General features: G+C 66.2%; 9 protein-coding genes. All 9 read right to left on the reverse strand.

What is annotated here, in order from left to right; genetic code table 11:
- Nucleotides 1–48 precede the first annotated feature (48 nt).
- The 9 genes from ASF43_RS18205 to ASF43_RS18245 all read right to left on the reverse strand — a co-directional run bounded on the left by ASF43_RS18205 (nt 49) and on the right by ASF43_RS18245 (nt 12,258).
- The gene (locus tag ASF43_RS18205) at nt 49–1,869 is read right to left on the reverse strand and encodes an acyl-CoA dehydrogenase (protein WP_056184569.1); all 1,821 of its coding nucleotides are present in this window, start codon (nt 1,867–1,869) and stop codon (nt 49–51) included.
- 2 nt (nt 1,870–1,871) lie between these two features.
- Nucleotides 1,872–3,047: an acetyl-CoA C-acyltransferase gene (locus ASF43_RS18210; protein ID WP_056183998.1), complete on the reverse strand. Its 1,176-nt coding sequence runs from the start codon at nt 3,045–3,047 to the stop codon at nt 1,872–1,874.
- A gap of 28 nt (nt 3,048–3,075) precedes the next feature.
- Nucleotides 3,076–5,175, reverse strand: a complete 2,100-nt coding sequence (locus tag ASF43_RS18215) for a 3-hydroxyacyl-CoA dehydrogenase NAD-binding domain-containing protein (RefSeq protein WP_056184000.1) — start codon at nt 5,173–5,175, stop codon at nt 3,076–3,078.
- A 123-nt stretch (nt 5,176–5,298) separates the two neighbouring features.
- Nucleotides 5,299–5,994, reverse strand: coding sequence for an ABC transporter ATP-binding protein (locus ASF43_RS18220; protein WP_056184001.1), 696 nt, complete (start codon nt 5,992–5,994; stop codon nt 5,299–5,301).
- Between the two features lie 87 nt (nt 5,995–6,081).
- Nucleotides 6,082–6,873, reverse strand: a complete 792-nt coding sequence (locus ASF43_RS18225) for an ABC transporter ATP-binding protein (RefSeq protein WP_056184004.1) — start codon at nt 6,871–6,873, stop codon at nt 6,082–6,084.
- Nucleotides 6,870–8,162 carry a branched-chain amino acid ABC transporter permease gene (locus ASF43_RS18230; RefSeq protein WP_056184005.1) on the reverse strand — a complete coding sequence of 431 codons (1,293 nt, stop codon included), beginning with the start codon at nt 8,160–8,162 and terminating at the stop codon, nt 6,870–6,872. Before ASF43_RS18230 ends, ASF43_RS18225 begins: the two co-directional genes overlap by 4 nt.
- A 2-nt stretch (nt 8,163–8,164) precedes the next feature.
- Nucleotides 8,165–9,199 carry a branched-chain amino acid ABC transporter permease gene (locus tag ASF43_RS18235; RefSeq protein WP_056184007.1) on the reverse strand — a complete coding sequence of 345 codons (1,035 nt, stop codon included), beginning with the start codon at nt 9,197–9,199 and terminating at the stop codon, nt 8,165–8,167.
- Nucleotides 9,200–9,285: 86 nt separating this feature from the next.
- Nucleotides 9,286–10,518, reverse strand: a complete 1,233-nt coding sequence (locus ASF43_RS18240) for a branched-chain amino acid ABC transporter substrate-binding protein (RefSeq protein WP_056184010.1) — start codon at nt 10,516–10,518, stop codon at nt 9,286–9,288.
- A gap of 96 nt (nt 10,519–10,614) precedes the next feature.
- Nucleotides 10,615–12,258, reverse strand: a complete 1,644-nt coding sequence (locus ASF43_RS18245) for a 3-(methylthio)propionyl-CoA ligase (RefSeq protein ID WP_056184011.1) — start codon at nt 12,256–12,258, stop codon at nt 10,615–10,617.
- Nucleotides 12,259–12,272: the final 14 nt, after the last annotated feature.

Consider the following 12,272-nt stretch of genomic DNA (forward strand, 5'->3'; position numbering starts at 1 on the left):
CCAAGCTGCCACGCGCGGGTTGTCACCGGCGTGGCCCGTGGGTTGGCGTCAGAACGCGTCTTTGGCCAGGTCCAGACAGGTGCTGTCGCGTCGCGCCACCACGTCCAGCCAGGCGCCGATCTTGGGCAGTTCGTAACGGTAGAAGAAGCGCATGGCCGCCAGCCGGCCCTGGGCACGCGCATCGCCATCGGCCGGCACGCTGCAGGCCACGTCGAGCCAGATCCAGGCGATGACGGCGTGGCCGAAGGCCTGCAGGTAGGGCACGGCGTTGGCCAGTGTGCGCACGGGCTCGCCGCCCTCCCAGGCGGCGCGCGTGGCCTGCAGGACCTGGCTCCAGGCGTCGCGCAGCGAGGCCACCTCGGTCGCCAGGTGCGCTTGTCCGGCTGCACGTGCCGCCGTCTGCTCCAGCCGCGCCGACAGCAGGTGCAAGCCCCGGCCCTCTTCCATCAGCACCTTGCGGCCCAGAAGGTCCATGGCCTGGATGCCGTGCGTGCCTTCGTGGATCATGTTGAGGCGGTTGTCGCGCCAGTACTGCTCGACCGGGAAATCGCGCGTGTAGCCGTAGCCGCCGTGCACCTGGATGGCCAGCGAGTTGGCCTCCAGGCACCATTCGCTGGGCCAGCTTTTGGCGATCGGCGTCAACACCTCCAGCAGCAGCCGCGCCTCGTCCACTGCCGCGGCGTCGCCCGTGCGCTGCTCGTCGACCAGGCGTGCGCAGTACAGTTCCAGCGCCAGCGCGCCCTCGCCGTACGACTTCTGCGCCAGCAGCATGCGCTTGACGTCGGCGTGTTCGATGATGCGCACTTGCGGCGCGGCAGCGTCCTTGCCGGCCTTGCCCTGCGGCCGGCCCTGGGGGCGGTTCTTCGCGTAGTCCAGCGAGGCGTAGTAGCCCGCCAGCCCCAGCATCACGGCCGAAGTGCCCACCGCAATCCGTGCCTCGTTCATCATGTGGAACATGCAGCGCAGGCCTTCGTGCGGCTGGCCAACCAGGTAGCCGATGGCACCAGCGCCGCCACGCACCGGGAACTTGCCTTCGCCGAAATTGAGCAGCGTGTTCGTCGTGCCGCGCCAGCCGAGCTTGTGGTTCAGGCCGGCCAGCGCCACGTCGTTGCGCTCGCCAGTCAGCTGCCCATCGGTATCGACCAGCTTCTTGGGCACGATGAACAGCGAGATGCCGCGCGTGCCGGCAATCGGCTTGCCGTCCGGCCCCGGGATCTTGGCCAGCACCAGGTGCACGATGTTCTCGGTCAGCTCGTGCTCGCCCGAGGAGATCCACATCTTGTTGCCGGTGAGGCGGTAGCGCGGGCCGAGCGGATCGGCCTGGAAATCGGCGCCGTCGGGCAGCGCACGCGTGGTGATGTCCGAGAGCGAGGAGCCGGCCTGCGGCTCGGACAGGCACATCGTGCCCGAGAACCGCCCTGCGAACTCGTTGCGCGCGAACACGGCCTTTTGCAGCTCGGTGCCGTGCACCAGCAGCAGGTTGGCATTGCCCTTGGTGAGCAGCGCCGAGTTGATGCTGACCGAGGCCAGCGCGAAGAAGGCGTTGGCCGCAGCCTCCACGGTGTAAGGCAGCTGCATGCCGCCCTCCTCGTAGTCCTGCGCGGCGCTGAGCATGCCGGAATCGGCATAGGCCCGGTTCGCGGCATGGCTGGCCGCGGGCAGGATCACCTTCTCGCCGTCGAATCGGGGCTCCTCGGTGTCCACGAGGCGGTTGAACGGCGCGTACTTCTCGCGCGCGATGCGCTCGCAGGTGTCGAGCACGGCGTCGAAGGTCTCGCGCGTGTGCTCGGCGTAGCGCGTGCGTCCGGCCAGGTCGGTGGCCTGCAGCCAGTCGTAGAGGAGGAAGTCCAGCGTGGGGCGCAGCGCCACGGTCACAGCACCTCGAACACGCCGGCCGCACCCATGCCGCCGCCGATGCACATGGTGACGCAGACTTTCTTGGCGCCGCGGCGCTTGCCTTCGATCAGTGCATGGCCCGTGAGCCGCTGGCCCGAAACGCCGTAGGGGTGGCCCACCGCGATCGCGCCGCCGTTGACGTTCAGCCGGTCCGCCGGGATACCCAGCTTGTCGCGGCAGTAGATGACCTGCACGGCGAAGGCTTCGTTGAGCTCCCACAGGTCGATGTCGCCGACCGAAAGGCCCAGCTTCGCCAGCACCTTGGGGATGGCGAACACGGGGCCGATGCCCATTTCATCCGGCTCGCAGCCCGCGACCGCGAAGCCCAGAAATCGGCCCAGCGGCTGCAAGCCCTTTTTCTGCGCCAGCGATTCGTGCATCAGCACGCAGGCGCCCGCACCGTCGGAGAACTGGCTGGCGTTGCCGGCCGAGATCAGCCCGCCCGGCAGCGCCGAACGCAGGCCGTGGATGCCGTCGAAGGTGGTGCCGGCGCGGATGCCCTCGTCGTTCTCCACCGTGACCTTCTTGGTCATGAGGCCCATGACCTTGTCGGCCACGCCGGCCGTCACGGTGATGGGCGCGATCTCGTCCTTGAACAGGCCGGCTTCCAGCGCGGCGGCGGCCTTCTGCTGGCTGGCGGCGCCGTACTCGTCCATCGCATCGCGGCCGATGTTGTAGCGCTTGGCCACCTGCTCGGCGGTCTGCAGCATGTTCCAGTAGATCTCGGGCTTCATGGCCTTGAGCTCGGGGTCCACGGCCATGTGCTGGTTCAGCTCCTGTTGCACGCAGGAGATGCTCTCCAGGCCGCCAGCCACGAGCACGTCGTTCTCACCGGCGATGATGCGTTGCGCCGCCAGCGCGATGGACTGCAGGCCCGACGAGCAGAAGCGGTTGATGGTCAGCCCCGAGGTGGTGACGGGCAGGCCGGCGCGGATCGCGATCAGGCGCGCGACGTTGCCGCCGGTCGTGCCTTCGGGCAGCGACATGCCCATGATCACGTCCTCGACCTCGGCGCCGTCGATGCCGGCGCGCTGCACCGCATGCTGCACGGCGTGGGCGCCCAGCGTGGGGCCATAGGTCATGTTGAAGGCACCCTTCCAGCTCTTGGCGAGCGGCGTGCGGGCGGTGGAGACGATGACGGCGTTTGTCATGGCAATTCCTTGAAATGGATGATGGCGATCAGTTGAAGGTCTTGCCTTCGGCCACGAGCCGCGCCAGCAGCGGTGCGGGTTGCCAGAACTTGGCATCGTCCAGCGGGTTCTGCGCAAAGCGCTGCATGGCCTGCACCACGTTGAACAGGCCCACCTGGTCCGCGTACAGCATGGGGCCGCCGCGGTGCACGGGGAAGCCGTAGCCGAAGATGTAGACCACGTCGATGTCGCTGGCCTTGTTGGCGATACCTTCCTCCAGGATGTGCGCGGCCTCGTTGACCAGCGCGAACACCAGGCGCTGCACGATCTCTTCGTCCGAGATCTTGCGCGGCGTGATGCCCAGCGACTTGCGGTGCTCCTCGATCATCTGCACGACCTCGGCGTTCGGGATCGCGTCGCGCTTGCCGGGCACGTAGTCGTACCAGCCGGCGCCGGTCTTCTGGCCGAAGCGGCCCTTCTCGCACAGCAGATCAGCCGTCTTGCTGTACTTCATGTCCGGCTTCTCTTGATAGCGGCGCTTGCGGATGGCCCAGCCGATGTCGTTGCCGGCCAGGTCGCCCATGCGGAACGGGCCCATGGCCATGCCGAACTTCTCCATGGCCTTGTCGACCTGCTCGGGCGTGCAGCCTTCGTCCAGCAAAAAGCCGCCCTGGCGGCCGTACTGCTCGATCATGCGGTTGCCGATGAAGCCGTCGCACACCCCCGAGACCACGGCCGTCTTCTTGATCTTCTTGGCCACCGCCATCACGGTGGCCATGACATCCTTGGCGGTCTTGGCGCCGCGCACCACTTCCAGCAGCTTCATCACGTTGGCGGGGCTGAAGAAATGCAGGCCCACCACGTCCTGCGGCCGCTTGGTGAAGGAGGCGATCTTGTCCACGTCCAGCGTGGAGGTGTTGCTGGCCAGGATGGCGCCGGGCTTCATCACGCGGTCGAGCTCGGTGAACACCTTCTCCTTGACGCCGATGTCCTCGAACACGGCCTCGATGACCAGGTCGGCCGAACCGATCTCGTCGTAGCTCAGCGTGGTGGTGAGCAGCGCCATGCGCTGCTCGTACTTGTCGGCCTTGAGCTTGCCCTTCTTGACCTGGGCTTCGTAGTTCTTGCGGATGGTGGCGACGCCGCGGTCCAGCGCGTCCTGTTTCATCTCCAGCATCACAACGGGGATGCCGACGTTCAGGAAGTTCATGCTGATGCCGCCGCCCATGGTGCCGGCACCGATGACGGCCACCTTCTCGATCTTGCGCAGCGGCGTGTCCTCGGGCACATCGGGGATCTTGGACGCGGCGCGCTCGGAGGTGAACAGATGCCGCAGCGCGCGAGACTCGGGCGTCCACATCAGATGGATGAAGGCCTCGCGCTCGGCCGCCATGCCGGCGTCGAACTTCATCTTGGTGGCAGCTTCCACCGTGTCCACGCACTTGGCGGGCGCCGGGAAGTTTTTCGCCATGCCCTTGACCATGTTGCGCGCGAACTGGAAGTAGGCGTCGCCCTTGGGGTGCTTGCACGGCAGGTTGCGCACCAGCGGCAGCGGGCGCGCGTCGGCCACCGAGCGCGCGTAAGCCAGTGCCTCGTCGGCCAGCGTCTCGGGCGAGGCCGCCATCTTGTCGAACAGCTTCTGGCCGGGCAACGAGGCCAGCATCTCGCTCTTGATCGGCTCGCCGCTCACGATCATGTTAAGTGCGGCTTCCACGCCCAGCACGCGCGGCAGGCGCTGCGTGCCACCGGCGCCGGGCACCAGGCCCAGCTTGACCTCGGGCAGCGCCACGCTGCAGCCGGGCGCGGCGATGCGGTAGTGGCAGCCGAGGGCCAGTTCCAGGCCGCCGCCCATGGCAACCGAGTGCACGGCCGCGACCACGGGCTTGGACGAGTTCTCGACCGCCAGGATCACGCTCAGCAGATTCGGCTCGGCCAGCGCCTTGGGCGTGCCGAATTCCTTGATGTCGGCACCGCCCGAGAAGGCCTTGCCGGCGCCCGTGATGACGATGGCCTTGACGTTGCCGTCGGCATTGGCCTTGGCCAGCCCGTCGGTGATGCCCTGCCTGGTGGACAGCCCCAGGCCGTTGACGGGCGGATTGTTCAGGCTGATGACGGCGACGTCACCGTGGACTGCGTAGGCAGCGGTCATGGCAGGGCTCCTTGGGATTGAAAAGAACGAGCGTTCTTTTTTGTGGATTCTAGGGAACGAAAGTGTGCGCGTGGGAGAGGATTTGTCCCACGCGCGACTTGTGACGGCTTGTGTCCAGGCGGATCAGACTTCCAGCCATTCCTTGCGGATGTAGGCGTCGGCACGCAGCGCCTCGGGCGTGCCCTGGAACACGATGCTGCCGTGGCCCATGACCAGTGCGCGGTCGGAGATGCTCATGGCAATCGTCAGCTTCTGCTCGATCAGCAACACCGAGATGCCGCGCGCTTTCAGCGCCTTGAGGTATTCGCCCACCAGTTCCACGATCTTGGGCGCCAGGCCCTCGGTGGGCTCGTCGATGATGATGAGGTCGGGGTCGCCCATCAACGCGCGGCACAGCGTCAGCATCTGCTGCTCGCCGCCCGACAGCACGCCGGCCTCGGTGTGCTGGCGCTCCTTGAGCCGCGGGAACATGCCGTACATGTCGTCGAAGCCCCAGCGGCTGTTCTTGGCGCCGCTCTTTTGGCCCAGCATCAGGTTCTGGTGCACGGTCAGCGTGGGGAAGATGTCGCGGTTCTCGGGCACGTAGCCGATGCCGAGGTGGGCAATCTCATAAGCCTTGCGGCCCTGGATGGGCTGCTCTTTCCAGGCAATGCTGCCCTCGCAATCGACCAATCCCATGATGGCCTTGGCCGTGGTGGAGCGGCCCGAGCCGTTGCGGCCCAGCAGGGCCACGATCTCGCCGGCGCCGACCTCGAAGTTCACGCCATGCAGCACATGGCTCTTGCCGTAGTAGGCGTGCAGGTTCTCGATCTTTAGCATTTCAAAGGCGCCCGGCCGCCCGAAGGCATTGATGCGCCCCCTTGGGGGGCGGCGATACGTGAAACGATGAGCGTGGGGGTTTCATCCTTAGTGGCCTCCCGCCTGTTGCTCGGCCAGGACGGACCCGAGGTACGCCTCCTGCACGCGCGGGTTGGCGCGCACCGCGTCGGGTGTGTCGAAGGCCAGCACCTCGCCATAGACCAGCACGGCGATCTTGTCGGCCAGGCCGAACACCACGCCCATGTCGTGCTCCACGGTCAGCAATGTTTTGCCCACCGTCACGTCGCGGATCAGCTGGATGAAGCGCGTGGTCTCGCTCTTGCTCATGCCGGCCGTGGGCTCGTCCAGCAGCACAACGCTGGAGCCACCGGCGATCGTGAGGCCGATCTCCAGGGCGCGCTGCTCGGCGTAGGTCAGGTTCATGGCCAGCACGTCGCGCTTCTTGTCGAGCTTGATCATGTGCAGCACCTGGTCGGCACGTTCGTTGGCGTCCTTCAGGTCGGCCAGGAACTTCCAGAACGCGTAGCGGTAGCCCAGCGACCACAGCACGGCGCAGCGGATGTTCTCGAACACCGACAGCCGCGTGAACAGGTTGGACACCTGGAAGCTGCGCGACAGGCCGCGCCGGTTGATCTCGTACGGCGCCAGGCCGTCGATGCGCTGGCCGTTGAGCTTGATCTCGCCGCTGGTGGCGCCGAAGCGCCCGCTTATCAGGTTGAACAGCGTGGACTTACCGGCGCCGTTGGGGCCGATGATGGCCACGCGTTCGCCGGCCGCCACCTTGAGGTTCGCTCCGCGGATGATCTCGGTCTTGCCGAAGCTCTTCTTCAGGTCGTTCAGTTCGAGCGCGTAGCCCGTGTTGGATGACGGCTGCGTCACAGGGCCTCCCGCCGCTTGATTTCTCGTTCGATCTCAACCTGCGCATCGCCCCAGTCGACCATGAAGCTGCGGCGCGCCACCTCGAACAGGCCGATGCCGGTCAACAGCACGAAGATGCAGCCGAACCAGCTGTCCACGCTGTGCACATTGAGGCTGGCGCCCAGGAAGCGCAGCTCCGGCCCCATGGTCGCGCCCAGTTGCAGGTGGTAGATCATCTCGATCATGGCGGCGGCGCCGGCCAGCAGCACCAACGCCGTGGTGCCCAGCGCCAGGTACGAAGTCCACAGCCTGCGCAACTGCCCGAAGGCCGCCACGCGCAGGTTCATCATGATCAGGCTGGCGATGCCGCCCGGCGCATACATGACCATGAACAGGAACACCAGGCCCAGGTACAGCAGCCAGGCCTTGGTGAACTCGGACAGCAGCACGAAGGCCAGCACCATCAGGATGCCGCCGATGATGGGGCCGAAGAAGAAGGTGGCCCCGCCCAGGAAGGTGAACAGCAGGTAACCACCCGAGCGCCCTGCCCCGACGACCTCGGCCGTCACGATCTCGAAGTTCAGCGCGCCCAGGCCACCCGCGATGCCGGCGAAAAAGCCCGCGATGATGAAGGCGATGTAGCGCACGCGCCGCGTGTTGTAGCCGATGAACTCCACGCGCTCGGCGTTGTCGCGCACCGCGTTCAGCATGCGGCCCAGCGGCGTGCGCGTGAAGGCGTACATGGCAGCCACGCAGACGAAGGTGTAGACCGCGATCAGGTAATACACCTGGATCTGTGGCCCGTAGGTGATGCCGAAGAAGGGCTTGCCGGCCACGCGGTCGCCGCTCACGCCGGCCTCGCCGCCGAAGAAGCCCGAGAACATCAGCGACATGGCAAACACCAGCTCAGCCATGCCCAGCGTGATCATCGCGAACGGCGTGCCGGCCTTCTTGGTGGTGACGAAACCGAACAGCACCGCGAAGAACATGCCGGCGATGCCGCCGACGATGGGCAGCAGGCTGACCGGGATCGGCAGCTGGCCCCGGCTGACCATGTTCAGCGCATGGATGGCGACATAGGAGCCGAGGCCCGTGTAGACCGCATGCCCGAAGCTCAGCATGCCGCCCTGCCCCAGCAGCATGTTGTAGGACAGGCAGGCGATGATCGCGATGCCCATCTGCGACAGCATGGTCGCTGACAGGTTGCTCGTGAAGATCAGCGGCACGACCGCCATGACGAGCGCAAACAGGCCCCAGACGACGAACCGGCCGACGTTCAGGGGTTTGAAGCTGTAGTGGGTGCGGCTCATGGTCAACCCTCCCGGCTTCCGAGCAGGCCCTTGGGCCGGAAGATCAGGATCAGCACCAGGAACAGGTAGGGCAGGATGGGCGCCACCTGCGACACCGTGAGCGTGAGCAGCGGGTTGCTGCTGGCCTCGGGGCCCGGCTCCATGCCCAGGCTGCGCAGCAGGCTCAGCAGCGAGTTGTCCATGGCGACTGCGAAGGTCTGGATCACGCCGATCAGGATGGACGCGAGGAAGGCGCCCGACAGCGAGCCCATGCCGCCCACCACGACGACCACGAAGATGATAGAGCCCACCGTGGCCGCCATGGCTGGCTCGGTCACGAATGTGGAGCCGCCGATCACGCCGGCCAGCCCGGCCAGCCCGGCACCGGCGCCGAACACCATCATGAACACGCGCGGCACGTTGTGGCCCAGCGATTCCACGGCCTCGGGGTGCGTCAGCGCGGCCTGGATCACCAGGCCAATGCGCGTGCGCGTGAGCAGCAGCCAGACGGCTACCAGCATCAGCACCGCCACCAGCATCATGAACCCGCGCGTGGCCGGGAACGGCGAGCAGACCACGCGGACGGCGGCATCGGCCGCCGTGCACATCTCGGCCGGCGCCGCGCCCCAGACCAGGCGCAAACCGTCGACGGAGTGCTGTACCAATGTAAAGGCCGGGCCGCGCAGCGAAGGCGGCGGTGTGAACGGGACGGCCGTGCGGCCCCAGACCAGTTGCACAATCTCCAGGATCACGAAGGACAGGCCGAAGGTGACGAGCAGCTCGGGCACGTGGCCGAACTTGTGTACTTTGCGCAGGCACAAGCGCTCGAACAACGAGCCCAACACGCCCACGATGATGGGCGCTAGCACCAGCGCCGGCCAGAAGCCGACGAGTTGCGACACCGTGTAGCCGGCGTAGGCGCCCAGCATGTAGAAGCTGGCATGCGCGAAATTGAGCACGCCCATCATGCTGAAGATCAGCGTCAGGCCGGAACTGAGCATGAACAGCAGCAGACCGTAGCTCAGCCCGTTCAGCATCGAGATCGTGAAGAACTCCATTACCCCACCTCAAAAAAAGGCCCGAGCCAGAACCTCTGGATCGGGCCGGGGGGCGGCATGGCACCGCCCGCGGAACCACGCTGAATTCATCCAGGCCGCTTCATCTGGCAGCTGGTGGGCGTGCTGGAAACGTAGGACTCGAAGGTCCTGACCGGGGCCAGCGTCATGCCCGTGCCTTCGACGCTGTAGGGGTTCTTGGCATCGGTCTTCTGCCAGACCGACAGGTACAGCGGCTGCTGCAGCTGGTGGTCGGTCTTGCGCATCTCGACGTCGCCGTTGAAGCTCTTGAACTTCAGGCCCTCCAGCGCGGCAGCCACCTTCACCGGGTCGGTGGACTTGGCCTTGGCCATGGCCTCGCCCAGCGCGTTGAAGATGTGGATCACCGAGCCCGTGTAGAAATCGTCCTTGAACTTCTTGTTGAACTCCTCGGCCCACTGGCCCATCTGGCCGCCCATGTTGTAGTGGTTGTAGGCCACCTGGTAGACCCGGCCGGCGCCGCCCTGGCCCAGTGCCGTGGGGGTGCCGGTCACACCCGTGTAGTAGGTGTAGAACTTGCCGGTGTAGCCGCCTTCGTTGGCAGCCTTCACGAGCAGCGCCAGGTCGGAGCCCCAGTTGCCGGTGATGACGGTGTCGGCGCCGGACGCTTTGATCTTGGCGACGTAGGGCGCGAAGTCGCGCACCTGGGCCAGCGGGTGCAGGTCCTCGCCGACGAACTGCACGTCGGGCCGCTTGCGCGCCATGATCTCCTTGGCGAACTTGGCGACCTGGTGGCCGTGCGAGTAGTTCTGATTGAGCAGGTAGACCTTCTTCACGTCGGCCTGGTCCTTCATGTAGCTGGTGAGCGCCTCCAGCTTCATGGAGGTGTCGGCGTCGAAGCGGAAGTGCCAGTAGTTGCACTTGCTGTTGGTGAAGTCCGGGTCCACGGCCGAGTGGTTGAGGTAGATCACCTCCTTGCCGGGGTTGCGCGCATTGTGCTTGTCGATCGCGTCGATCAGCGCGGCGGCCACGGAGGAGCCGTTGCCCTGCGTGATGTAGCGCACGCCCTGGTCCATGGCGGCCTTCAGCGCGTTCAGGCTCTCGGCCGGGCTCAGCTTGTTGTCGAAGGGAACGACCTCGAACTTCACGCCGGCCGGGTTGCTGGCGTTGAACTTCTCGGCGAAGAACTGGAAGCTCTTGACCTGGTTGTTGCCGACCGGGCCCATGAGACCGGACAGCGGGTCGATCCAGGCGATCTTGACGGTCTCGCCCTTTTGGGCCGAGGCGCCCATTGCACAGGCCATCAGCGCCGAGGCTGCAAGGATCCGCATGGAAAATTTCATCAGCTGTCTCCAGGTTCTTGAAAAAACGTTGCGCAGGTTACAAGTAATCCCCAGGGGCACCGCTCAGGTGATTCCCTATCGGTTGTCACAGGCGGGTCAGAGGCCCGGCAGGCGGTAGTCCTTGAGCTGCTCGCGCAGCCGGGTCTTGAGCATCTTGCCGGTGGCGCCCAGCGGGATCGCGTCGACGAAGACCACGTCGTCCGGGATCTGCCACTTGGCCGTCTTGCCCTCGTAGAACTTGAGCAGCTCTTCGCGGCCGACGTCGGCGTTCGGCTTCTTCACCACGGCCACGATGGGCCGCTCGTCCCACTTGGGATGGAACACGCCGATGCAAGCGGCCATGGCCACGGCCGGGTGGGCCACGGCGATGTTCTCGATGTCGATGGAGCTGATCCACTCGCCGCCGGACTTGATCACATCCTTGCTGCGGTCGGTGATCTGCATGAAGCCATCGGCGTCGATGGTGGCCACGTCGCCGGTGGGGAACCAGACATCGCCATTCGCGTCCTCGACCAGCGGCGAGCCGCCCTCGCCCTTGAAGTATTCGCGCACCACCCAGGGGCCGCGCACCAGCAGGTCGCCCGCGGCCTTGCCGTCGTGCGGCAGGTCGGCGCCGTCGGCGCCGACGATCTTCATGTCCACGCCGTAGATCGCGCGGCCCTGCTTGAGCAGGATCTTCATCTGCTCGTCGGCCGGCAGGTCCAGGTGCTTGTTCTTGAGCGTGCACAACGTGCCCAGCGGCGACATCTCGGTCATGCCCCAGGCGTGCAGCACCTCCACGCCGTAGTCTTCGCGAAAGGCATTGATCATGGCTGGCGGGCAGGCCGAGCCGCCGATCACCGTGCGCTTGAGCGTGGAGAACTTCAGGCCCGCTGGCTTCATGTGCAGCAGCAGCATCTGCCAGACCGTGGGAACGCCGGCAGCGTAGGTGACCTTCTCCGACTCCATGAGTTCGTAGATCGACTTGCCGTCCATGGCCGGGCCGGGGAACACCAGCTTGGCGCCGGTCAGCGCGGCCGAATACGGGATGCCCCAGGCGTTGACGTGGAACATGGGCACGACCGGCAGGATCGCGTCGCGTGCGCTGATGCTCATGACGTCGGGCAGCGCGGCCGCATAGGCGTGCAGAGTTGTCGAGCGGTGGCTGTACAGCGCGGCCTTGGGGTTGCCCGTGGTGCCGCTGGTGTAGCACATGCTCGACGCGGTGTTCTCGTCGAAGCTGGGCCAACGGTAGGTGGTGGATTGGTCGGCCAGCCAGGTCTCGTAGCTCTGTAGGCCGGGGATCCCGCTGTCTTCGGGCAGCTTGTCGGCATCGCACATGGCGACCCAATGCTGGACCGTGGGGCACCGGGCGTGCACGGCCTGCACCAGTGGCAGGAAGCTCAGGTCGAAGAACAGCACCTGGTCTTCGGCGTGGTTGGCGATCCAGGCGATCTGGTCCGGGTGCAGGCGCGGGTTGATGGTGTGCAGCACGCGGCCCGAGCCGCTGACGCCGAAGTACAGCTCCAGGTGCCGGTAACCATTCCAGGCCAGCGTGGCGACGCGGTCGCCGAAGCCCAGCTTCCAGGCATCCAGGCCGTTAGCGACCTGGCGCGCGCGCTCGGCCACGTTGCGCCAGGCGTAGCGGTGGATGTCGCCTTCCACGCGGCGCGACACGATCTCGCCGTCGCCATGGTGGCGCTCGGCGAAATCGATCAGCCCGGAAATCAACAGCGGTTGGTTCTGCATCAAGCCCAGCATGGGAACTCCTAGGA

Origin of the sequence: Pseudorhodoferax sp. Leaf267, from assembly GCF_001422405.1 — a bacterium.
In the GTDB taxonomy this organism is placed as follows: Bacteria; Pseudomonadota; Gammaproteobacteria; order Burkholderiales; family Burkholderiaceae_C; genus Pseudorhodoferax.

Excerpts from the sequence above, each read along its gene's own strand:
- ASF43_RS18210 (WP_056183998.1), bottom strand. The coding sequence starts at position 3,047 with ATGACAAACGCCGTCATCGTCTCCACCGCCCGCACGCCGCTCGCCAAG.
- ASF43_RS18240 (WP_056184010.1), bottom strand. The coding sequence starts at position 10,518 with ATGAAATTTTCCATGCGGATCCTTGCAGCCTCGGCGCTGATGGCCTGT.
- ASF43_RS18235 (WP_056184007.1), bottom strand. The coding sequence starts at position 9,199 with ATGGAGTTCTTCACGATCTCGATGCTGAACGGGCTGAGCTACGGTCTG.
- ASF43_RS18220 (WP_056184001.1), bottom strand. The coding sequence starts at position 5,994 with ATGCTAAAGATCGAGAACCTGCACGCCTACTACGGCAAGAGCCATGTG.
- ASF43_RS18215 (WP_056184000.1), bottom strand. The coding sequence starts at position 5,175 with ATGACCGCTGCCTACGCAGTCCACGGTGACGTCGCCGTCATCAGCCTG.
- ASF43_RS18245 (WP_056184011.1), bottom strand. The coding sequence starts at position 12,258 with ATGCTGGGCTTGATGCAGAACCAACCGCTGTTGATTTCCGGGCTGATC.
- ASF43_RS18230 (WP_056184005.1), bottom strand. The coding sequence starts at position 8,162 with ATGAGCCGCACCCACTACAGCTTCAAACCCCTGAACGTCGGCCGGTTC.